This window comes from Streptomyces sp. BRA346, from assembly GCF_052851135.1.
On record NZ_JAIWIH010000001.1, the window covers coordinates 254,080 to 276,341 of the forward strand.

20 protein-coding genes and 1 pseudogene are annotated in these 22,262 nt (G+C 72.0%); 10 read left to right on the forward strand and 11 right to left on the reverse strand.

What is annotated here, in order from left to right; translation table 11 throughout:
- Positions 1-279 precede the first annotated feature (279 nt).
- Positions 280-1,032, forward strand: a complete 753-nt coding sequence (locus tag LCH29_RS01265; protein ID WP_446459781.1) for an IPT/TIG domain-containing protein — start codon at positions 280-282, stop codon at positions 1,030-1,032.
- A gap of 37 nt (positions 1,033-1,069) precedes the next feature.
- Positions 1,070-2,653: an IPT/TIG domain-containing protein gene (locus LCH29_RS01270; RefSeq protein WP_446459782.1), complete on the forward strand. Its 1,584-nt coding sequence runs from the start codon at positions 1,070-1,072 to the stop codon at positions 2,651-2,653.
- Here LCH29_RS01270 and otr(A) read toward each other — a convergent pair.
- On the reverse strand, positions 2,650-4,539 hold the full coding sequence (gene otr(A), locus LCH29_RS01275) for a tetracycline resistance ribosomal protection protein Otr(A) (RefSeq protein WP_446459783.1): 1,890 nt from the start codon (positions 4,537-4,539) through the stop codon (positions 2,650-2,652). The genes LCH29_RS01270 and otr(A) overlap by 4 nt on opposite strands.
- Before the next feature lie 245 nt (positions 4,540-4,784).
- Here otr(A) and LCH29_RS01280 point away from each other — a divergent pair, with 245 nt between their 5' ends.
- Positions 4,785-6,254 carry a glycoside hydrolase gene (locus LCH29_RS01280; protein ID WP_446459784.1) on the forward strand — a complete coding sequence of 490 codons (1,470 nt, stop codon included), beginning with the start codon at positions 4,785-4,787 and terminating at the stop codon, positions 6,252-6,254.
- Positions 6,255-6,379: 125 nt separating this feature from the next.
- On the forward strand, positions 6,380-7,078 hold the full coding sequence (locus LCH29_RS01285; RefSeq protein WP_446459785.1) for an eCIS core domain-containing protein: 699 nt from the start codon (positions 6,380-6,382) through the stop codon (positions 7,076-7,078).
- Between the two features lie 31 nt (positions 7,079-7,109).
- Here LCH29_RS01285 and LCH29_RS01290 read toward each other — a convergent pair whose 3' ends face one another.
- Complete coding sequence (locus LCH29_RS01290) at positions 7,110-7,709, reverse strand: TetR family transcriptional regulator (protein WP_446459786.1); 600 nt, start codon at positions 7,707-7,709, stop codon at positions 7,110-7,112.
- A gap of 128 nt (positions 7,710-7,837) precedes the next feature.
- On the opposite strand from LCH29_RS01290, the gene LCH29_RS01295 reads away from it, so the two are divergent.
- Positions 7,838-8,662, forward strand: coding sequence for an NmrA family NAD(P)-binding protein (locus LCH29_RS01295; RefSeq protein WP_446459787.1), 825 nt, complete (start codon positions 7,838-7,840; stop codon positions 8,660-8,662).
- 192 nt (positions 8,663-8,854) lie between these two features.
- Here LCH29_RS01295 and ku read toward each other — a convergent pair whose 3' ends face one another.
- The gene (ku, locus tag LCH29_RS01300; protein ID WP_446459788.1) at positions 8,855-9,850 is read right to left on the reverse strand and encodes a non-homologous end joining protein Ku; all 996 of its coding nucleotides are present in this window, start codon (positions 9,848-9,850) and stop codon (positions 8,855-8,857) included.
- A gap of 30 nt (positions 9,851-9,880) precedes the next feature.
- Here ku and ligD point away from each other — a divergent pair, with 30 nt between their 5' ends.
- The 3 genes from ligD to LCH29_RS01315 all read left to right on the forward strand — a co-directional run bounded on the left by ligD (position 9,881) and on the right by LCH29_RS01315 (position 12,731).
- Positions 9,881-10,777, forward strand: coding sequence for a non-homologous end-joining DNA ligase (gene ligD / locus LCH29_RS01305; RefSeq protein ID WP_446459789.1), 897 nt, complete (start codon positions 9,881-9,883; stop codon positions 10,775-10,777).
- Entirely contained in the window at positions 10,774-11,703 is a 930-nt protein-coding gene (locus tag LCH29_RS01310) for an ATP-dependent DNA ligase (protein ID WP_446459790.1), read from the forward strand. Before ligD ends, LCH29_RS01310 begins: the two co-directional genes overlap by 4 nt.
- A 116-nt stretch (positions 11,704-11,819) precedes the next feature.
- Positions 11,820-12,731 carry a hypothetical protein gene (locus tag LCH29_RS01315; protein ID WP_446459791.1) on the forward strand — a complete coding sequence of 304 codons (912 nt, stop codon included), beginning with the start codon at positions 11,820-11,822 and terminating at the stop codon, positions 12,729-12,731.
- Between the two features lie 78 nt (positions 12,732-12,809).
- Here LCH29_RS01315 and LCH29_RS01320 read toward each other — a convergent pair whose 3' ends face one another.
- Positions 12,810-13,730 (reverse strand): 1-aminocyclopropane-1-carboxylate deaminase/D-cysteine desulfhydrase, encoded by a 921-nt coding sequence (locus LCH29_RS01320; RefSeq protein ID WP_446459792.1) that lies wholly within the window; start codon positions 13,728-13,730, stop codon positions 12,810-12,812.
- A gap of 225 nt (positions 13,731-13,955) precedes the next feature.
- Here LCH29_RS01320 and LCH29_RS01325 point away from each other — a divergent pair, with 225 nt between their 5' ends.
- Together LCH29_RS01325 and LCH29_RS01330 are read left to right on the forward strand one after the other, a co-directional pair.
- Complete coding sequence (locus LCH29_RS01325) at positions 13,956-14,321, forward strand: hypothetical protein (protein ID WP_446459793.1); 366 nt, start codon at positions 13,956-13,958, stop codon at positions 14,319-14,321.
- A 249-nt stretch (positions 14,322-14,570) separates the two neighbouring features.
- Positions 14,571-15,683: an LCP family protein gene (locus tag LCH29_RS01330; protein WP_446459794.1), complete on the forward strand. Its 1,113-nt coding sequence runs from the start codon at positions 14,571-14,573 to the stop codon at positions 15,681-15,683.
- 90 nt (positions 15,684-15,773) lie between these two features.
- Here the strand turns inward: LCH29_RS01330 and LCH29_RS01335 are convergent, their stop codons facing one another.
- The 7 genes and pseudogenes from LCH29_RS01335 to LCH29_RS01365 form a co-directional block, all read right to left on the reverse strand.
- Positions 15,774-16,247, reverse strand: coding sequence for a thioesterase family protein (locus tag LCH29_RS01335; protein WP_446459795.1), 474 nt, complete (start codon positions 16,245-16,247; stop codon positions 15,774-15,776).
- Positions 16,244-17,221 (reverse strand): 3-hydroxyacyl-CoA dehydrogenase NAD-binding domain-containing protein, encoded by a 978-nt coding sequence (locus LCH29_RS01340; RefSeq protein ID WP_446459796.1) that lies wholly within the window; start codon positions 17,219-17,221, stop codon positions 16,244-16,246. Before LCH29_RS01340 ends, LCH29_RS01335 begins: the two co-directional genes overlap by 4 nt.
- A 48-nt stretch (positions 17,222-17,269) precedes the next feature.
- On the reverse strand, positions 17,270-18,163 hold the full coding sequence (locus LCH29_RS01345) for a 3-keto-5-aminohexanoate cleavage protein (protein WP_446459797.1): 894 nt from the start codon (positions 18,161-18,163) through the stop codon (positions 17,270-17,272).
- Positions 18,164-18,196: 33 nt separating this feature from the next.
- The gene (locus LCH29_RS01350) at positions 18,197-19,090 is read right to left on the reverse strand and encodes a TetR family transcriptional regulator C-terminal domain-containing protein (RefSeq protein WP_446459798.1); all 894 of its coding nucleotides are present in this window, start codon (positions 19,088-19,090) and stop codon (positions 18,197-18,199) included.
- 175 nt (positions 19,091-19,265) lie between these two features.
- Positions 19,266-19,376: pseudogene (locus LCH29_RS01355) on the reverse strand (class I SAM-dependent methyltransferase); the annotation flags it as partial.
- A gap of 38 nt (positions 19,377-19,414) precedes the next feature.
- Positions 19,415-19,612: a hypothetical protein gene (locus LCH29_RS01360; protein WP_446459799.1), complete on the reverse strand. Its 198-nt coding sequence runs from the start codon at positions 19,610-19,612 to the stop codon at positions 19,415-19,417.
- 360 nt (positions 19,613-19,972) lie between these two features.
- Positions 19,973-22,075 (reverse strand): ATP-binding protein, encoded by a 2,103-nt coding sequence (locus LCH29_RS01365; RefSeq protein ID WP_446459800.1) that lies wholly within the window; start codon positions 22,073-22,075, stop codon positions 19,973-19,975.
- Positions 22,076-22,262 lie beyond the last annotated feature (187 nt).

Below are 22,262 nucleotides of genomic sequence, written 5' to 3' on the forward strand. Positions count from 1 at the left end.
ATTCCGATGGATTACTGAAAACGTGCGGTATGGCCTCCGCCGGTGTCCCCGGCGGAAACGGCCCCCGCACCCTCGCCGGTCCCGGGCGCCAGGCGTACCGAGCGAGGGGGCCGGGCGGGCGTCCCCAACGACCCGGTCGGCGCACATCGCATTCTCCTGCGAGCGCGAGCGGGTCCGACCCGCCCGGCCCGTCCCTCCCGTCCCGTCCCTTCCCTTTCCGTCCTCTGAGCCGCCTTCGGGATTCCGGGCCCGCTCAGTCTTCAGCAGGGAGAAATCGCCATGCCCATCTCTCCGAACCAGGGGTCGACCGGCGGTGGCACCACGGTCACCATCACCGGTACGAACCTGGCCAACGCCTCCGCCGTGCACTTCGGCAGCAAGCTGGCCACCATCACCGCCAACACGCCCACCTCGGTCACCGTGACCTCGCCCTCCGGCACCGGTGCTGTGCCGGTGACCGTGACCACGCCGGGCGGCACCAGCAACCCGCTGACGTTCTTCTACGTCGGCGCGCCCTTCAAGTCCGCCCTGAGCGCCTCGTCCGGGCCGCTCGCGGGCGGCAACACCGTCACGCTCACCGGCACCGGTCTGTCGACGGCCACCGGCGTGAGTTTCGGCGCCAACACCGCCACGCCCACCATCGTCTCCGACAGCGTCATCACCGTGGCCGTGCCCGCCGGCGCCGCGGCCGGGTCCGTCGGGGTCACGGTCACCACCGCGGGCGGCAGCAACAACGGCCTGTCCTACACCTATGTGGACGTGCCGACCGTCACCGCCTTCACCCCCACCTCCGGTCCGGCCTCCGGCGGCACCGCGGTGACCATCAACGGCACCAACCTGGACACCACGCAGTCCGTCACCTTCGGCGGCATCGCGGCGCCGTTCAGCGTCGTCAACGCCACCACCCTGTCCGCGGTCTCGCCGCCCACGGCGGACGGACAGCCCGGCCCCGCCGACATCACCGTCACCAACCCGGCAGGCAGCGCGACCGCCGCGACCCAGTTCCAGTACCTCGCGTCACCCGGTATCTGATCACCCCCTGGGACGTTTTGCCGGAAGGAGCAGCACCTTGAGCACCCCTCAGGCCGCAGGCCCGGAGACAGGTTCCATGGCCACCGCCGCGCCCGCGGTCACGGCGGCGTCCCCTCCGGTGATCAGTTCCGTCAGTCCCGCCTCCGGATCACCCGGGGGCGGGACCGTCGTGACCATCACCGGAACCAACTTCAACCAGGCGACGGCGGTCCGGTTCGGCACCACCCTCGCCCCGTCCTTCACGGTCGTGTCCGCCAACCAGATCACCGCCACCGCCCCGGCGGGCTCCGGCACCGTCCTGATCACGGTGACCGGTCCGGGCGGCACGAGCAACGGCGTCGCCTTCAGCTACACCTCAGCCCCCGCCCCCGTGCTGAGCGGAGTCTCGCCCGTGCAGGGTCCGACCGCCGGGGGCACCACCGTGACGCTGACCGGCAGCGGTCTCGGCGCGGCCACGGCGGTGCGTTTCGGTGCCGTGAACGCGTCGTCGTTCACCGTGGTGTCGCCGTCGCAGATCACGGCGGTGGCGCCGCCGGGGGTTGCCGGTCCGGTGCAGGTGACGGTGACCGGTCCGGGCGGTACGAGCAATGGCGTCACCTATACGTACGTGGCCGGTCCGGTGCTGAGCGGCGTCTCGCCCGGTCAGGGCCCGGCCGCCGGGGGCACCTCGGTGACGCTGACGGGCAGCGGTTTCTCCGGCGCCACGGCCGTGCGTTTCGGTGCGGTGAACGCGTCGTCGTTCACCGTGGGGTCGCCGTCGCAGATCACGGCGGTGGCGCCGCCGGGGGTTGCCGGTCCGGTGCAGGTGACGGTGACCGGTCCGGGCGGTACGAGCAACGGCGTCACCTACACCTACGCGGCGGGCCCGGTGCTCAGCGGCGTCTCGCCCGGTCAGGGCCCGGTGAACGGCGGCAACACGGTGACGCTGACGGGCAGCGGGTTCACCGGCGCAACGACCGTGCAGTTCGGCTCGACGCCCGCGGTGTCGTTCACGGTGGGGTCGCCGTCGCAGATCACGGCGGTGGCGCCGCCGGGGGCCGCCGGTCCGGTGCAGGTGACGGTGACCGGTCCGGGCGGTACGAGCAACGGCGTCACGTACTTCTACGTCGGCCTCCCCACCCTCAGCGCCGTCAGCCCCAACCAGGGCCCGGCCTCCGGCGGCACGCCCGTCACCCTCACCGGGACGAACCTCCTCGGCGCGACGGCCGTCAAGTTCGGCACCGTCAACGCCACGTCCTTCACGGTCGTCTCCGCCATCCAGATCAACGCGGTGGCGCCCCCGGGAAGCGCCGGAACGGTGCAGGTCACGGTGGTCACGCCGGGCGGCACCAGCAACGGCGTCCCCTACACCTACGCCGCCGTTCCCGCCCTCACCAGCGCGGTCCCCGGCCAGGGCCCGCTGGGCGGCGGCAACACGGTCACCCTGTTCGGCACCGGCCTGACCACGACGAGCGCGGTCCATTTCGGCTCCACGCCCGCCGCGTTCACGGTCGTGTCGGACACCTGGGTGACGGCGACCGCCCCGGCTGGGTCGGCCGGGGCGGTCAACGTCACCGTGACGACGCAAGGCGGTACGAGCAACGCCGTGTCCTACACCCGCGTCGCCGGGCCCGGCATCTAGGGCCCCAGAGGGAGCGGCCGGTCGCCGGACGGGCGGGACAGCCACACCCCCTCGCCCCGCGAAAGACCCGGCAGCGCGTGCTCGAACGCGTGCACCGACCGCACCGGAATCTCCCCCGTGAGCAGCCACCCCGCCGCACCGCCCGCGCTCTCCGCGAGGTCCGCCCCGACCGCGGCGAGCCGGGCGGTGACGGGTGCGAGCACATCGGACGGAATCTCCAGCTCGAAGGCGTGATACGGCTCGTACACCCGCCACCCCGCCCGCTCCAGGGCTTCGCCCAGCACCCCCGGGGTGACGCCCCGGAAGTCGGCGGCGGTGCTGACCGGGGCGTTGAAGCCCGAGCGAATCAGGGTGACCCGGCAGTCCGTGACCGCACGCCCGCGCGGGCCCTGACTCAGCGTGTCGTGCACGGTCTGCTCGATCGCGGTGTGGAACGCCCGCGGCAGGGCGCCCAGTTCGGTCTCGTAGCCGAAACCCACCCCGGACCCGGTCGCGGCGGGCTCGACGCGCAGCCCGACCGTCGCCCACGGCCCCGTATGGCCGCGCCGGGCCATCTCGTAGCACGCCTCGCCGACCCCCGCGGGGCGCTCCACCAGGACCGGGCGGCTCGGTTCGAAGTCGGCCTCGATGCCGTAGTCCTGGGCGAGCGTCGCCGCGATGATCTGCTTCTGGACCTCGCCGTACAGCAGCACCGACGTGGCGCCGCCGGGCATCGCCCGGGCGGTGATCAGCGGATCCTGGTCGGCGAGGGCGAGCAGCGCGGTGTGCAGCCGGGCGGCGGCCGCGGGGCCGGGCTCGCGGGCGTGGACGAGGGTGTGGAGGGTGGGCGCGGCGAAGTGCGCCTCCTCGCGTTCGTCGTGGAATTCCCCGAGTCGGTCGCCGACGCGGACCTCGGGGAGCCCCTTGATCCGCGCGATCTCCCCGGCGGTCAGTGCCCTCGCCCTGGCCCGGCCCACCACCTCCAGCGCGGTGATCTGCCCGCTGTGCCGGGCGCCGGGCCGGTGCAGGGTGAGGTGCTGCCGTACGGTCAGCTCGCCCGAGAACAGCCGCAGATACGCGGTCTTCGTGGCGGAGCCCGCCGCCCGCTCGACCGCGAAGACGGTGCCCCGGGGTGCGGTACCGCCGTCCCCGGCCCGGATGGGCGGGACGAGCCGTACGACGCCGTCGACCAGGGCCGCGACGCCCTCCCCGCTCAGCGCCGAACCGAAGTACACCGGGTGCGCCCGCCCCTCCGCCGTCGCCGCGGCCAGCGCCGCGCGCACCTCGGCGGGGGAGGGGAGCGGGCCGTCCACGAGCCGGGCGAGGAGCGCGTCGTCGGCCTCGGCCAGCGCCTCGGCGATCTCGGTGCGCACGTCGACGTCGTCCAGCGACCGCGGCCGGGTGCGCGCGGACCGCGTGCCCAGGTCCCGTACGTCCGTCATGCACGCGATGTGCGGCGCCAGCAGCCGCCGGATGTCCGCCAGCAGCTCCGTCTGCCGGGCACCGACCCGGTCGATCTTGTTGACGAAGAGCAGCACGGGCAGCCCCAACCGCCTCAGCGCCTTCATCAGCACCCGTGCTGCTGCCTGGACGCCCTCCACGGCGGACAGCACGAGCACCGCCCCGTCCAGCACGCCGAGCGCCCGCTCGACCTCGGCGATGAAGTCGGAGTGGCCGGGGGTGTCGATGAGATTGACCTGGGTGTTGCCCGCGCGGAAGGACGCGACGGCGGACCGCACGGTGATCCCGCGCTCCCGCTCGATGGCGCCGGTGTCGGTCTGGGTGTCCCCGGAGTCGACGCTGCCGAGGCGGTCGATGACGCCCGCGTCGAACAGCAGCCGCTCGGTGAGGCTGGTCTTACCGGCGTCGACATGGGCGAGTACGCCGATGTTGATGGTGTGGTGCATGCGTGGTGATGTCCTCGAAGACGGTCGTCCGGTGGGGGCGCTGAGTCGTTCCGAGGAATCGGCGCATCGCATGCTCCTGTGCTGTCGGCGGAATGTCGCGGACATCCTGAGCGCGGCGGCGGGGCGAGGGCAACCGATTTACGCGCCGCCCATCCCCTGGCAGAAAGCGCTGTCATGCCTCTCGACAACTCCCCCTCCGCACCCGACGCTTCACACCACGGGGCCCCAAGCGGCAGAAGGGACACATGGTGCGACGAAGAACGCTCCTCACCGCAGCAAGCGCAACCCTGCTCGGCACCGCACTCTCCACCGGCACGGCCCACGCCGACGAAGCCGTCACCGTCGACCCGGGCACCGACCACGGGGGCTGGGAGGGCTGGGGCACCTCGCTCGCCTGGTGGGCCAACCTCTTCGGGCAGCGGGACGACTTCGCCGACCTCTTCTTCACCACCCGCAACACCACGTACGCCGGTACGACCCTCCCCGGCCTCGGCCTGAACATCGCCCGCTACAACCTCGGCGGCTGCGCCTGGACCAGCGTGAACGGCCAGTCCATGGCCGTCTCGCCCAACATCCCCCGCTTCAAGCAGATCGAGGGCTACTGGCACGACTGGTCGAGTGAGGACCCGGCCTCCGCCGCCTGGCGCTGGACCTCCGACGCGACCCAGCGCGCGGCGCTCACCAAGGCCGTCCAGCGCGGCGCCGTCACCGAGCTGTTCTCCAACGCGCCCATGTGGTGGATGTGCCTCAACCACAACCCCTCCGGCGCCGCGGACGGCGGCAACAACCTCCAGTCCTGGAACTACCGGCAGTTCGCCGTCTACCTCGCCACCACCGCCCGCTACGCCCAGGACCACTGGGGCGTCCGCTTCGCCACCGTCGAGCCGTTCAACGAACCCTCCTCCACCTGGTGGAAGGCGGACGGAACGCAAGAGGGCTGCCACATCGACGCGGCGGTGCAGCGCACCGTCCTCGGCCACCTCCGCACCGAGCTGAACAGCCGCGGCCTCACCGCCGCCCGCATCTCGGCCTCGGACGAGACCAGCTACGACCTGGCCCGCACCACCTGGGGCTCCTTCGACACCGCGACCCGCGCCCTCGTCGACCAGGTCAATGTGCACGGCTACCAGGGCTCCGGCGGCCGCCGCGACCTGCTGTACGCGGACGTGCGCGCCGCGGGCAAGAAGCTGTGGAACTCCGAGACCGGCGACAAGGACGCCACCGGCCTCACCCTCGCCACCAACCTCTGCCTGGACTTCAACTGGCTGCACCCGACCGCATGGTGCTACTGGCAGGTCATGGACCCCAGCGCGGGCTGGGCGCTCATCCACTACGACCCGAACACCGCGCAGCCCGGCGCCGTCCAGACCAAGTACTACGTCCTCGCCCAGTTCACCCGGCACATCCGCCCCGGCATGCGCATCCTGGCCACCGGCTCGGACCACGCGGTGGCGGCGTACGACCCGGCCGCCCGCCGCCTGGTGCTCGTCGCCGTCAACCCCGGCGCCGCGCAGACCATGACCTTCGACCTGTCACGGTTCGGCCAGGTCACCGGCGGTACGGGCGGCCTCGTGCCGCGCTGGTCGACCCGGACGGCGGGCGGCGGCGACCTGTACACCGCGCGCCGGGACACGGTGCTGGGCGGCAAGCGGCTGAGCGTGCCGTTCGCCGCGCAGTCGGTGCAGACGTTCCAGATCGACGGGGTGACGGAGTAGCAGCGCGTGGTGGGCGCCGCTGCCCCTTGGGGCCTCAGGTCTGCCCCTGCGCCTCTGGGAAGGCGCCCACCATTCCTGCGAGCGTGAGGCGGTTGGATCGCCTTTGATCGCCCGGAGGAAGACCTATGGGACTGGCCCGTGACGAGAACGCCAAGCAGGGGCAAGGGCGGGCCCCGCAACGGCCGCGAGTGACACCCCCCTTCGCCGGAACGGCCGTGCAGCGGATGCTCGCCCAGCAGGGCCAGGCCGGGAACCAGGCGGTGGTCGAAATGCTGCGGCGGGCCGGGCACCCGGGGGCGCAGGACCGGCACCAGCACGGCGCCGGATGCGGGCACCAGGCGCAGGAAGCTCCGGTCCAGCGTTCCGAGGAGGAGGACGGGCACGTCCACGACGAGGTGCGGGACACCAGCCCGGAGGGGCAGAGCGCCCTGGTGGCCGCCGCCATGAATACGCCGAGCGAGTCGTTGCCCTCGTCGGTCGTGGCGAAGGCCGGGGCGTTCTATCAGAACGACAGGCTCTCCTCCACCCGCGTCCACCGCGACGCGGTGGCCCAGCGGGCCACCGCGGCGATGGGCGCCGAGGCCATGACCATCGGCAACCACATCTTCCTCTCCGCCGGGACCGCGGGCGACGACAAGCTGATCGGCCACGAGCTGAGCCACGTCGACAAGAACCTCAAGGGCGTGCCCGAGACGGGCCACAGCAACGGCGCCGGGGTCAGCGTCACCGACCCGAGGCAGGACTCCGAACAGGCAGCGGAGAAGGACGGCGACGCCTACGCCGCGGGTCGGACGACCGCACCCTCCGTCGCCGCCCAGCGGTGAAGATCACGTCAGAGGGCCGGACGAGGAGCGCTCATGTCGCGAGGTGGCGGACGACCCTCCGCACCTGCTCCGTGTAGTGCTCGCGGAACTCCGGCGACTCCGGGTCGGCGTCGAAGAACCGGCGCACCGCGTGCGGCAGCGCGATCGGCGCCGTCACCAGGCTGACGTACAGCAGCATCGCCATGGCGGGATCGATGTCCTCCGCGATCTCGCCCTCCGCCTGGCGGCGCCGCAGGTCGGAGAGGTCCTCGGGGCCCTCTTCCGGGGCGGCGTCGTCAAGGCCGCACCAGGCGTTGAACCGGGTCGCCCGCGGATCGGCGAACGCCTCCCGGAGGTAGCGCAGGACCAGCTCGTCCAGCGGGATCGCGGGATCGTTGAACGTCTCCTCGCGCTTCAGCCACTCGCGGCCCAGCTCCCGGTACAGGCCCTCCTTGCCGCCGAAGTAGTACGCGATCAGCTGCTTGTTGACGCCCGCCCGGTCCGCGATGTCCTGCACCCGGGCGCCCGCGAACCCCTTCTGCGCGAACACGTCCCGGGCCGCCTCCAGCAGCAGCCGCCGGGAGCGCTCCGGGCACAGCTTGCGCTCCTCGGGCGCGGGGGCGCGGCGGGGCCTCTTCGGCGTCCCCTCCATGTTCTTCAACTCCTCGTACTCGACCGGACCAGGCTAGCCGTCATCCTTGGCCATCTATTTGTTTGACGAGTTCATCCGTATGGATGAAACTGAGCTTGACCGTACCGGACAGTCAGGGGAGATTCGTCATGATCGTGGTAACCGGAGCCACCGGAAACGTCGGCGCGCACGTGGTGAAGGAGCTGGCCGACGCGGGTGCGGAGGTCCGCGCGCTCACCCGCGACCCCGCCGCCGCGCGCTTTCCCGACGGCGTCCAGGCGGCGCGGACCGAGGACCTGCCGCTGGAGGGTGCCACCGCGCTGTTCCTGCACGCCGCGGTGGTGTGGCAGGGCGCCGACAAGCTGCTGGAGCGGGCGAAGGAGGCCGGGGTGCGGCGCGTCGTGACGCTCTCCTCGTCCTCCGTCCTGGAGGACACCGACCCGCAGCACAACCCCATCGGCGCCCTCCACCGCGACCTGGAGGCCCAGGTCGAGCGGACCGGGCTGGAGTGGACCCATGTGCGGCCGGGCGCCTTCGCCGTGAACGCCTTCCAGTGGGCGGAGCAGATCAAGGCCGGGGACGTGGTGTACGGCGCGCACGCCGGATCGCACATGACCCCCATCCACGAGGCCGACATGGGCGCCGTCGCCGCCCGCGCCCTCCTCGCCGACGACCTGGTGGGCAAGGCGCCCGAGCTGACCGGTCCGGAGTCGCTGACCTTCGCCGACCAGGTGCGCATCATCGGTGAGGTCATCGGCCGGCCGCTGCGGTACGAGGAGGTACCGCCGGAGGTGGCGCGCGAGAAGATGATCGGCGGCTTCATGACGCCGGAGATCGCGGACTCGCTGCTGCGGGTCTTCGAGGGCACCGTGGACCGGCCGCAGCCGATCTCCCCGGAGGTCGAGCGGATCACGGGCCGCCCGGCGCGGACGTTCGCGCAGTGGGTCGCGGACCACGCGCCCGCCTTCAGCTGACCCCGCCCCTCCCGCCCGGTTGTGGGCAATCGTCCCGCCGGGGGGCACCTCCCAGCGGTAGCTGGGGGAGGGACGGGTGGGCACAACCCGGCCACCGGCCCGCACCCGGCAGCGAAACCCGAACGGGCCGTCGGCGCCTACCGCTCGGTGACCCGGACCCCGGCCCATTCCGGTTCGCCCAGCGGCAGGCGCTCAGGCGCCCCGTTTGCGCGGCTGCTTCTTGGCCGCGGTCTTCTTGGCCGTCGTCTTCTTCGCGGCCGTCTTCTTCGCGGCCGTCTTCTTCGCTGCGGTCTTCTTCGTGGCCGCCTTCTTCTTGGCCGCCGCCTTCTTCGCGGTCGTCTTCTTCGCCGCGGCCTTCTTGGCGGGTGCCTTCAATTCGGTCACCGTGGCCTTCTCCCCGGCGGGCTCGCCACGGGCCTCCTTCGCGCTGCGGACGCTGTCCTTCAGCGCGGCCATCAGGTCCACCACCTGCGCGCCGGTCGGGCGTTCGCCCGGTTCGGCGGTGGGGGTGGCGCCGGAGACCTTCGCTGCCACCAGGGCCTCCAGGGCCTCGTGGTACTCGTCGTGCAGCTCGCTCAGGTCCACCTCGCCGAGCGTGGCCATCAGGGTGTCGGCGAGATCCAGCTCGGCCGGTTTCACCGTGACCTTCTCCTTGGGCGCCACCCCCGACGGCTCGCGCACCTCGTCCGGCCACAGCAGCCGGTGCATGGCGATGGCGTCGCCGACGACGCGCAGCATCCCGAGCCGTTCCCGCCCGCGGTGGGCGTACTTCGTGATGGCGACCTTCTCGCTGCGCTTGAGGGCCTCGCGGAGCAGGGCGTACGGCTTGGCGGCGGCGGTGCCGTTGGCGCCGAGGTAGTACGCGTCGCCCATCTGGAGCGGATCGATCTCCGAGGCGTTCACGAACGCCTCGATCTCCAGTGCGCGGGTGGTCGGCAGCGGCAGGGCGGCCAGGTCCTCGTCGGTGATGGGGATCAGGGCACCGTCGGCATCCTCGTACGCCTTGCCGATCTCGTTCGCGTCGACCTGCTTGTCCTCCAGCTCGCAGACCTTGCGATACCGGACGCGGCCGCCGTCGGCGGTGTGGATCTGCCGGAAGGACACCGAGTGGTCCTCGGTCGCCGGATACATCTTGATCGGGATGCTCACCAGACCGAACGAAATGTTCCCATTCCAGATAGATCGCATGCTTGATCCCTTTCGTGAGATTCTTATCGTATGTCCCCGATCACGGAGGTGGAGGGGCGACGGATCGCGCTCAGGAACCTCGACAAGGTCATCCATCCGGCCACCGGCACCACCAAGGGCGAGCTGCTGCACTACCTGGCGTCGGTCGCCGGGGCGATGCTCGGCCATCTGCGGGGGCGCCCGCTCGCGTTCCTGCGCTATCCGGACGGTCCGGACGGCCAGACGTTCTTCACCAAGAACCCGCCGCCCGGCACCCCCTCCTGGGTGACGACGGCCGAGGTCAGCCGCCACGAGGGGGAAACCGCGCAGCAGGTGCTGGTGCAGGACCTGGCCTCGCTGATGTGGGCGGCGAACCTGGTGGTGGAGTTCCACGCGCCCATGTGGCGGATCGACGAGGGGACGGGCGTCGCCGACCGGCTGGTCTTCGACCTCGACCCCGGGCCGCCCGCCACGATCGTGGACTGCTGCGCCGTCGCCGCATGGCTGCGGGAGCGGCTGCGGGCGGACGGGCTGGACGCGTACGCCAAGACCAGCGGCTCCAAGGGCTTGCATCTGCTGACCCCGCTGGAACCGGCCCCGTCCCGGCAGGTCACCCACTACGCCCGGCGGCTCGCGGCGGAAGCCGCCGCCGCGCTGCCCGGGCTCGCCATCCAGAAGATGACGCGTTCCCTGCGGCCGGGGAAGGTGTTCGTCGACTTCAGCCAGAACGCCGCCGCCAAGACCACCGCCGCCCCCTACACGCCCCGCGCCCGCCGGGAGCCGACCGTCTCCACGCCCGTGACCTGGGACGAAGTGGAGGCGTGCGACGACCCAGGGCGGCTGGTCTTCCGGATCGACGACCTCCCCGCCCGCCTCGACCGCCACGGCGATCTGCTGGCCCCGCTCCTCGACCCGGCACGGGCCCACCCGCTGCCCGCCACCCCATGACCGCCCTGCTGCCACCCGTCCCGGTGGCGCTGGCCCGGCCCATCCCGACCCTGCCGATCGCCGCGCCGGGGCGGCAGCTGGCGTACGAGCCGAAGTTCGACGGCCATCGGCTGCTGATCTTCCGGCTGGCGGACGAGGTGCAGATGCAGGCCCGCTCCGGCCGCATCGTCACCCGCGCCTTCCCCGACCTGGCCGCCGCCGCGCAACGGCTCCCGGTGGGCACCGTGCTCGACGGGGAGGTGGTGGTGTGGGTCGGCGGCCGCACCGACTTCGCCGCCGTCCAGAAGCGCGCCGCCGCCGCCACCGAGGCCCGCGCCGCGCGGCTGGCCCGCGAACTCCCCGCCTCGTACGCCGCGTTCGACCTCCTCGCGAGCGGTACGGACGACCTGCGGCCACGGCCGTACGAGCAGCGACGCGCCCTGTTGACGATGCTCCTCGAACCGTACGGCCCGCCCCTCCAGGCCGTCCCGATGACGATGGACCCGGAGCAGGCCGCCGCCTGGTACGAGGCGTTCCCGGCCATCGGCGTCGAGGGGCTGGTCATCAAGAGCCCCGACCAGCCGTACCGGCCCGGACGGCACTGGCGGAAACTGCGGCACTCGGAGACTCGGGACGCCATGGTCGTCGGCGTCGTCGGCCCCCGGCTCCGCCCCCGCGCCCTGGCCCTCGTCCTGCCGGGCGACGACACCCCCGTGGTCTCCGGCCCGCTCTCCCCGGCGGTCCGGGCCCAGCTCACCACGGCCCTGCGCGACCTCCCGCCCCCGCCCGCACGTCCGGCGGACGCCGATCCGCCCACGGCGATCGACACGGTCGGCGCGTGGATCGCCTATCAGCCGATCGCGCCGGAGCTGACGGTGGAGGTGCGGCAGGAGAGCACGGTCCGCCACGCGGCGACGGCGGTCATCCGGCTGCGGACCCCGGAGTGACCCCGGCGGCCGATGCTCGCTCCGCCTGAAGGCCGAGGCGGATACGCCCGGCGGGTGAAGCCCGCGGGAGCGCTGGGCGGGGAGAGTGGACTCCGGTGTCCGGAGGGGGAGTTCACGTGGATCGATGGGACCGGGCGGGGCGGGTCGCGGCGCACGGGGCGGCGCTGGCGCTGACGCCGTACCTGCTGATCAAGGTGTCGTGGGTGGCCGGTTCGCTCGTGGGGCTGCTGCCGGTCGGGGCCGGGTTCGGCACGGCGGAGTGGGTGGTGCTGAACGGCGCGACGATCGGTATGGCCGGGATCGGGATCACGGTGGCGCTCGCGCTGGGGCGGCCGTGGGGGATGCGCATCCCGGCGGCGCCGTTGGCGTTCTGCGCCTGGGTGGGGACGGAGCTCCTCGTCCCGGTGCTGCCCTACGCCGTTCTCGGTTCGCTGCTCGGCGACCCGGAGAGCGGGGGCGACGCGGGCCCGTCGATGCCGGAGTGGGAGGCCGCGCTGGTGCAGATCGGGTTCGTGGGCACGGGGCTGGGGCTGGCCGTCGCGCTCCCCGCGTATATGCGGCGTCGCTGGCCGTACGCGTTCGCCGGGCGGCTCGGGGACGGGGGAGGGGGCTTCGGGAGGGTGCTGCCGTGGACGGCCGTGATCGGCGCCGCCGTCGGTCTCGTCTGGCTGTACTGGGCGGTCGGCGGCACCGCGGGCGTCGCGCACCGCGGCGAGCGCGACCTCGGCTGGCACCTCCTGTCCGGCGTCTTCGGGCTCTGGGCCGTCGTGGCGTCCGCCGCCACCTGGGCCGTCGTCCGGGGGCGGCCCGCACGGGTCCCCCGGTGGGGTCCGATGGTGCTCGGCTGGCTCGGCTCGGGCTCGCTGTTCGCCTGGAGCGGCTGGAAGCTTCCGTTCACCCTCTACGTGGCGATCGCGCGCCCGGCCGACGCGGCGCTGCCGGAAGCCCTCGCGCTCGCGGCGGTCCTGCACCTGGCGGCGATGGGCGCGGGCGCCGCGATGCCGAAGGCGCTGCTCGTACGGGTATGACCGGCGCTGTGGCCCAACTCGGCGTCCTCGGGGCCCGGCGGCCCACCCGGCGTCCTCCGGGGTCGGCGATCCCGTGGCCTACCCGGCGCCCTCCGGATCCGGCGGGCCCGTGACCACCGCCGTGACCCGGCTCCCCCGGGGCAGCGCCCCGGCCTCGGCCAGCCCGTACAGGCCCCACAGCATCTTCGCCACGTACCGCCGCTCCACCCGCAGCCCGTGCCGCTCCTCGAACCCGGCGGCGAACGCCTCGAGACGGGCCGGGACCCGCCCGTACCCGCCGCCGTGGTACCCGTGCTCGATGCGCCAGCCGGTGAACGTCCGACCCCACCCGCGCCGGTGCAGCTCCGCCACCTCGTCCTCCAGATAGCCGCCCGCCCCCTTCAGCACGGCGAACCCCAGCGCCCGCGCGCCCTCCGGCAGGGCGGCGGCGATCCCGGCCAGCGTGCCGCCCGTGCCGACCGCGCAGCACACGATGTCGCGCGCGCCCAGGTCGGGCAGCTCCGCGACGAGGTCGGCGGCCCCCTGCGCGGCCGGCGCGTTCGTACCGCCCTCGGGCAGGACGTAGGCCCGCCCCCACCGCGCCTCCAGCTCCCGCAGCGTCCGCGGGTCGTCCAGGGAGCGCAGGGTCTCCCGGTAGCCGGACCGGTCGAGGAAGGACAGCCGCATGCCGTACGACTCGGCGAGGGCGAGGGACCAGTTGCGGGGGGCATCGGCGAGTTCGTCGCCCCGGATGATGCCGACGGTCTCCAGCCCCCGGGCGGCCCCGGCCGCGGCGACGGCCCGGATGTGGTTCGAGTAGGCCCCGCCGAAGGTGAGCAGCCGTGTATGCCCCTGCTCGACGGCGGCGCGCAGGTTGGGCGTGAGCTTGCGCCACTTGTTGCCGGGAACGGTGGGATGGATGAGGTCGTCCCGCTTCAGCCGCAGCTCCAGCCCCGCCCGCTCCATGGCCGGATCGGCGAGCGGGGTCAGCGGCGAGGGGAGGACGGCGGGAGGCATCATGGCCAAGCCTACGGAACCGGGCCCGGCGCGGTGGGATCGCGATCTCCTTCCTTGAAAGGGCTTCACGTTTTTACGACAACTCCGATGGGGAGATGTTGAGTTGTCGGGCGCGAAAAAGTTGATCAGACGGACACTTCGGTGCGGAATTGATAACGTGCCGAGGACATTGCTGTGAAGTGAATGTGAAGGCAGTTTTGGGGGAGTCGGCTCGGCTAAGAGAGGCCCATGAGCAACCCCCATGACCGTATGGTGGACAACGGTCCGTACAACCACCACGCAAATCCGTCCAATCATCACGCAAATCCGTCCAACCGTCTCGGGGTGGAGCGGACAGCGTTGATCATTCATGGCCTCGCGGACGTCGCCGCGATCTTTCTGGGTTTGTGGATCCTGCTGTACCTGCTCGACGCGAACGAGGCGAACGTCTTCGTCGACTTCGTGCACGGCGTCGCGGACTGGCTCGCCGCCTGGTCGCAGGACATCTTCACCATGGAGCCCGAGGGTGCGCGGGTCTTCCTCAACTACGCGCTGCCCGCGCTGATTTACCTCGGCATCGGTCACGGCGTGGCCGCTTGGGTCCGGCGGCTCTGACCGTGTGCGGCCGGTGGTACGCGTAACACTTTCCGGCCCTCCGGCGCTGAGGAGGATGCGGCTGGATTCAGGGAATCCAGCGCCATCGTTCCATGACGGCCGGAGGGTAACGGAGAGAGCGGGCGGGAACACTCGCGGTGCCGCATACGGCAAAACCTCATACGCCGCTGCCCAAAAACGCACTGCGCTTCACCAGGTCTGCCAACCCGATTTGCCTTTCGGCCCCATGGAGAATGCAGACTGCCCCGCATGAATTCACGGAGCGACAGCAGATACCCCGATTTCCAGGACCCCGCGTATGCCCCGCCGCGCGACGGGCATCCGGGCGTCCCGCCGCAGCAGGGAGGCCACGGAGGTCCGCCCGAGGTGCCGTATCGGCGGCGTCGGCGGCCCGGCCGGACGGTAAAACGCGTGCTGGTCACCCTGGTCGTCGTTCTGCTGGTCGCCTCGGTCGCCACGTACTTCTGGGCCGACTCCAAGATGCGGAAGGAAGTCGACCTCAGCCAGGTGATCGACCGCCCCGAGGCGGGAGACGGCACCAACTACCTGATCGTCGGGTCCGACAGCCGCGAGGGCATGTCGGACCAGCAGAAGAAGGACCTGCACACGGGCTCCGCCGACGGCAAGCGCACGGACTCGATGATGATCCTGCACGACGGTGCGTCCGGCCCGACGCTCATATCGCTGCCGCGCGACTCCAACGTGACCATCCCGAAGTTCCGCGGATCGGAGTCCGGTGAGATCAAGGGGCCGCTGGGTGACAACAAGCTGAACGCCGCGTACTCCATCGACGGCCCGCAGCTGCTCGTCCGCACCGTCGAGGCCAACACCGGGCTGCACATCGACCACTACGCGGAGATCGGGTTCTCCGGCTTCGCCGGCATCGTGGACGCCATCGGCGGCGTCGAGATGAACCTCGACAAGGGATTCAAGGACAAGCAGGCGGGCGCGGACTTCGAGGCCGGGCAGCAGACGATGAACGGGCAGCAGGCGCTGGCGTTCGTCCGCAGCCGCCACGCCTTCGCCGCCAGCGACCTGGACCGGACGAAGAACCAGCAGAAGTTCCTGTCGTCCCTGGCCGGCCAGACCGCGACGCCCAGCACGCTCCTGAACCCCTTCACGCTCTATCCGACCATGGGGGCCGGGCTGGACACGCTGATCGTCGACAAGGACATGAACCCGTATCTGCTGGCCAAGATGTTCTTCGCGATGAAGGACGTCACCAGCAGCGGGGGCAAGTCCATGAACATGCCGACCGCAGGCAGCGTCGGCGGCAACCTCCAGTGGGACCAGGCCAAGCTCAAGGAGCTCGTCCAGCAGCTCAAGAACGACGAGCCGGTCACCGTCAGCGATTCGCCCTGATCGCGTACCGCGACATCTACGCCACGGCGTGAGGACGCGTCGAGGGGGTCACCGGATCCGGTGACCCCCTCGTCTCTGCGTGCGCCGCGCCTAGGCGGCCGTGGGCACGGGGCCGATGGAGCGGCCCGCCCAGTCGGGTGCCCTCTCGACCAGGGAGGTGAGCCGCTCGCGGACCTCCTCCGGGAACGGTGCCGCGTGGCCCGCCTTCTGGTCGATGTGGAGGGCGAGCAGTTCGGTGGTGGCCACGGGCTCGCCACCCTCCGGCTCGCCCACGTACATCTCGTGGGAGAACCGCACCTTCTTCTCGTCCACGCCCAGCACCCGGGTGCGGATGGTCAGCTCGGCGCCCTCCTCGACTTCGTGGAGATAGCGTATGTGCGTCTCGACGGTGTAGAGGGAGCAGCCGGTCTTCACCCGGTATCCGGAGTCGAGACCGGTCTCGACCATCATCTCGTCCGTGCTGTGTCCGAAAACGAGGACGTAGAAGGCCTCGCTCATATGACCGTTGTAATCGATCCATTCCGGTCGGACGGTCTGGTGGTAGTGGGGGAGCTGGTCGCTCACTTGTCGCCTCCCTCGTTGCGCTGCTCGGGCAACCGGCCGGTCGCCCGCAGGACGTTGATCACGCCCTGGTCCCTTTCCGCGACGAGCTGGGCGATACTCCGCCCGCCCGCCGCCTCGTCACATCCGTCGACCATGGCCGTACGCAACGAGTCGTCCAGCTCAGGGGCTTCGAGACGCGTCCATGGCGATTTCAGTGACGGTCCGAAGTGATCGAGCATATGCCCCATGCCGCCCTCGCCGCCCGCGAGGGCGAACGTCAGGCACGGGCCCATGAAGGCCCAGCGCAGGCCGGGGCCTTCCGTGATGGAATCGTCGATGTCCTTCACCGTGGCCTCACCGCTCGCCACCATGTGCAGGGCCTCGCGCCACAGCGCCTCCTGGAGGCGGTTGGCGATGAAGCCGGGCAGTTCGCGGTCCATGGTGATGACGGACTTGGCGGCCGCCTTGTAGAAGGCGGAGGCCCATTCCACGGCGGCCGGGTCGGTCTTCTCGCCGCCGACGACCTCGACCAGGGGGATCAGATACGGCGGGTTGAACGGGTGGCCGACGAGGAGGCGGCCGGGGTCGGTGGCCTCGGTCTGCATGTCGGTCATCGGATAGCCGGAGGTGGAGGACGCGATGACGACGCCCGCCGGGGCCGCCGCGTCCAGCTGGGCCAGCAGGCTCCGCTTGAGCTCCAGCTTCTCGGGAGCGCTCTCCTGGACGAACTCCGCCTCGGCCACGGCCTCTTCGAGGGTGGCGGCGAGGGTGAGGCGGTCCGGTGAGGCGCCCTCGGCCAGGCCGATCTGCTCCAGGGCGGGCCAGGCGGCGTCGACGAGGCGGCGCAGCTTGGTCTCGGCGTCCGGCGCCGGGTCCCAGGCGGTGACGTCGTAGCCGCGGGCGAGGAAGTGGGCGACCCAGCCGCCGCCGATGACGCCCGCGCCGATACAGGCGACGCGGCGGACACGGTCGGGTGCGCAGGGGGGTGAGGGCATGGGGGTCCTAAGGCAGGAGGAGGGGGAGGGGCGATGATGTGCGGGGCGTTACGCGCGGGGCTCGAGGCCGAGCCGCTGCCGGGCCTCGTCCGGGGTGGCGACGGTGGCGCCCAGCAGCTCGGTGATCTGGACGGCGCGTTCGACCAGCTGGCCGTTGGTGGCCTTGACGCCCCGGCTGAGGTACAGGTTGTCCTCCAGGCCGACCCGTACGTTGCCGCCGAGCAGGATGGACTGGGCGACCCACGGCATCTGCATGCGGCCCAGCGCGAAGCTGGCCCACTGCGCGCCCTCGGGCAGCATGTCGACCATCGCCTTGAGCACGCCCGGCTCGGCGGGGGCGCCCCACGGGATGCCCATGCACAGCTGGAAGACGGTCGGGTCGTCCAGCAGCCCCTCGGCCAGCAGCTGCTTGGCGAACCACAGCTGCCCGGTGTCGAAGATCTCCAGCTCGGGGCGGACGCCCAGCTCCTGGATGCGCTTGGCGCCGGTGCGCAGCATGTCGGGGGTGGAGACGTAGAGGTTGCTGCCGTCGCCGAAGTTGAGCGAGCCGCAGTCCAGGGTGCAGATGTCGGGCAGCAGGTCCTCGACGTGCGGGAGCCGGTCCAGGCCGCTGACCAGGTCGGTGCCCGCGAGGTGGGTGAGCGGGTGCTCGGGGTCGATGACGAGGTCGCCGCCCATGCCCGCGGTGAGGTTGATGACGACGTCGGTGCCGGTTTCCTTCACCCGCTCCACGACCTCGCGGTACAGCCGCGGATCGCGGGCGGGGGCGCCGGTCTCGGGGTCGCGCACGTGGATGTGGACCACGGCCGCCCCGGCCTCCGCGGCCTCGACCGCGGAGCGGGCTATCTGCTCGGGGGTGACGGGGACGTGGGGGCTGCGGCCCACGGTGTCACCGGCCCCGGTGAGGGCGCAGGTGATGATGACGCTGTCGTTCATGGGCATGGCGTTGCTCCGTCTTCTGCGACTGCTCCGTAGCTACGGGAACGGGGATGAACGGGTTTCGTCGGGACGGTGAGGGGGCTGTGCGGACAGTTCCGTGTCGAGGTAGGCGAGGCAGGCGGTGCGCATGACCTCCGCGCTCGTCCCTCCCTCGCCGGGCGCGGTGGCCACCACCTGGGTGGCGAACCCGTCGATCAGCGCGGTGAGCCGCAGCGCGCTGAACTCGGGGTCGACGTCGCGGAAGACGCCCTGGTCGATGCCGCGCCGGATCACCTCGGCGATCGTCCGCCGCCACTCCCGGTAGAACGCGGCGTGCAGCTGCCCGATGGCGGTCGAGCGCGCGGCCTCGGACCACAGGTCCATCCACACCAGCCACTGGTGGCGCTGCTGGGTGCTGTCCGGGACCTGGAGGTCGATGAGCTGGCGCAGCTCCTCGAGGGCGTCGTCGGCCTCGGCGAGGCGGGCGGCGCGGCGCATGGTGTCCTCGTCCATGCACCAGCGCACGGCGGCTTCCAGTAATTCGGCGCGGCCGGGGAAGTGGTAGTGGATGGCGGCGGTGCTGGTGTCGCAGGCGGCGGCGATGTCGGCGACGCGTACGGAGTGGAAGCCGTGCTCGGCGATCAGCCGCACGGTCTCCCGCACGATCTGGAGGGGCCGCCCGCCCTCGGGGGGTGAGGTGCGGGCGGCCGGTTCGGGGGTGTCGGCGGCGGGTTCGCCGGGCCCGGTGGTGCCGAGCAGCCACCCGGCGTCGACCCGGCCCGCGTCGGCGATGCGGGCCAGTTCGGCGACGGTGAAACGGCGGGTGCCGCCGAGCGAGCGGGACAGCTTGGAGGGGTCCATCACCACACGCCGCGCGAACTCCCGCTGGCTGCAGCCCGCTTCGTCGATCACCTGACGGACGCGCGCCGCGACGTCGAACTCTTGCCGCATGGCCGACACCGTACGGAGGTGTTGAGATAAGCGCAATGGACGCGGGAGGGGAATGCCCCCTTATGGGCGGTAAGACATCGGAATTTCGTCCGGGTGATGCGGTGTGGCCTGACTCATTGATCAGTTGAAGCGGATAAGAAACCGGCCACTCAGCCGAAGCGGGCGATCGCGGTCAGCGCCCGTTGTCCACCCGCCAGTACTGGGTCTCCAGCCCCTCGGCGAGTGTGACGACGGTGCCGTCCGGGTGGGCGGCCAGGAAGTCCCGTACGGCGTCGTCGAAGGCCCGCGGCCCATTGGACACCCGGGGCCCGCCCGGAGCACCGGTCATTCCGCCAGATACTCGAACACCTCATCCCAGAACGGCGTGTCCTCCACGTACGCGTCGAAGGCGGTCATCCGCGCGCGCAGCTCCCCGACGGCCTCGGCCCGGGCCTCCTCGTCGTCCTCGACCGCCTCGATGGCCTCCGCCCGCTCGGCGAGCAGTCCGAGCAGGACGGCGAGCGAGGGCAGGGAGGAGGCCACCGTGCCCTTCCAGCCCTCCCCGTGGTCCCAGCCGTTCGGGTCGTAGTGGTCGATGTCGCCCAGGGCCCGGCGAGCATCAGCATGTCCTCGTAGCGGCGGCCGAAGCAGAAGCAGAAGCTCTCGGGCGGGGAGTGGTCGTCGGGGTAGCGCCTTCCGTACAGCTCGTCGGCGTTCGGCACCCTCCTGGGCCGCTTCTCCGGAAACCCCAAGAGCCTGCCGAGCCACCGCGTCAAGCGCGAGTGGCGCTTCCGGGCCGCCCGCGAAGGGACCCTGGAGCTGCGGATCAACGACGGCGACACCTGCCTGGACGACAACGAAGGCGCCCTGACGGTGAGCGTGCTGGTCACCCGCTGACACCCCCTAGCGGTGCCACAGCAGTTCGCAGACCCGGGCGACACCGCGGGTGAGGTGACGGCGGTACGTACTGAACGGCACGCCGAGCCGTGCGGCCGCGGACTCCTGGGTCGGGGCGCCCTCGAAGAACGTCGTCGCGACCGCCTGGTGGAGCTTTTCGCCCATCCGGTCCGCGCGCAGCTTCCCGGCCGCCTCGGCGAGGACGTCCCGCAGCGCCTCCACCGGGTCGGCCGCGTCGGCGGCCACCAGCCCGGTGTGCAGCAGCGGACTGGCCGACAGCGCGTCGGGCCGGTGCCAGGAGCGCAGCGCGCTCCGTACGGCCGCGTCGAACTCCGCCCGGGACAGGGCGCCCTGGGCGCGCTCCGGGGCGTCGGCGGTACGGGGCGCGGGCGCGTCCCCGGGGGCGGCGTCCAGCTGCATCGTCTGCTGGAGGAAGGTGTCGGGTGACACCTTCCGCTGGTCGTGGCCGAAGAGCCCGTAGAGCCGGCCGCCGACCCGGACCAGGGGCGGGGGGCCCAAATGGGCCACGAAGGAGGACCGCTGATACGTCTCGAAGTCGTCCATCACCACCAGCGCCCAGGTCAGCCCGTCACCGGTGAGGACCTCGGCCATGATCCGCGCGCTCATGAGGTCCCCGGCGGGGGAGGGGTTGGGGTCGGCGCGCACCGTGAACCGGGCGATTCCCAGGTGCTCTCCGGCCCCCGGCGGGTCCGTGCGGCGCGCATGCGCCCAGGCCGCCGCGATGACCGGATCGGCGTCCTGGTCCGCCGCCTCGGCCTCGGTGAGCCGCAGCCAGGACATGAAGCCGACCGTCTCGCCCGAGACCGAGCGCCGGTAGACGTGGAAGGACTCGGGCTGCCGGTCGAGCCAGTGGCTGACGATGGCCACGTTCTCCTCGGGGCCCTCCCGGGCGGCCAGTTCGAGCACCGCGGCGCGGTCGCCGGGCCGCAGGGTGTCCTCGTACACCTCGTGCGGCCGGGTGGCGCCGAACCAGTTGCTGCCGAACCCGTCGCGCTGGAGGTAGAGCACGGCGGCCGACAGGCCGCGCAGCGCGGGGCCGGCCGCGGAACCGGAGCCCAAGGAGCCGCCGGGGGCACCGGAGGCGCCGCGGGCCTGCTGCACCTGCGCGACGAGATGGCTGAGGATGCGGCCGTGCATGGCCCGGTAGCGCTGCGGATCACGCCAGCGCAGATCGGCGTCCAGGGTCTCGCGCACCACATCGTGCGGGAAGATCCCGCACGGGCCCGTCTCGATGAACGGCAGCCCGCGCAGCCAGGCGAACAGGTCCGCCGCGTCCGCCGCGGGCGGTGCGGCCGGGTCGGTCCCGGGCAGGGCGGCCCGCAGCAACTCCTCGGTGGTCATGTGCGCGTGGGCGCATATCTCCAGGGCCTGCCGGTGGACCGTCGAGGGCACCTCGCCGACCAGCCGGGACACCAGCGAGCCGATCACGTCCTGGGCCGGTGTCCAGGCGCCGTTGTCCTCCTCGGGGTCGCGTGCCACCTCGGCGGCCAGCGACAGGGCCAGGGGGTTGCCGCCCGCGAAGGCGAGGACGCCGGCCTGCCGCTCCGGCGGCACCCCGCGCGCCGCGAGCAGGGCGACCGCCTCGCCGCGGGGCAGCTCCGGCAGCCTGACGACCCGCAGGATCCCCGCCCAGCCGGGGTCGGTCCGCCAGCGGTCCGAGGGCGGTTGCCGTCCGGCGAGGACGACCAGCGACCCCAGCGGCAGCCGGGGGAGGAAACGGTCCCGCAACCAGCCTTCGAGCGACTGGTACTCCTCGAACGTGTCGACCAGCAGCACCGGCCGGTCGGCGGCGAACACCTCGGCCGCGTCCGCCTCGAACGCCGCGGGGGAGCACTCGCCGCTGCGCCCGTCCAGCTCGACCGCCGTCAGCCCGGCCGCGTGCGCCTCGTCGGCGAAGCGCCGCAGCAGCGACGACTTGCCGATGCCGCCGGGCCCGGTGAGGAAGAGCACAGTGAATGCGTCGGCGGATCCGTCGAGGGCCGCGCGGAAGCGGGCCAGTTCGCGGTCGCGTCCGACGAAGGCGCGCTGTCGCGCGGCGCGTAAGTGCTCACCCAGACTCCCGGGTGAGTGGCTGTCACGGTGAGTCATGGCACTCCCTTGCCGACCTGCCGGTGCGCTGCTCAAGCGCTTACTGAGGGAGGAGGGTAGCGGCGGTTCCTGGGTTGCCACCCGGCGGTGCCCATCCGGCGGTGAGCACCCCGGTGAACAATAACCGGCCACTTTCCGAGCAGTTTTCTGGGCACTTTTCTGAACAGTTTTCCCGGCGCGTCGTGGA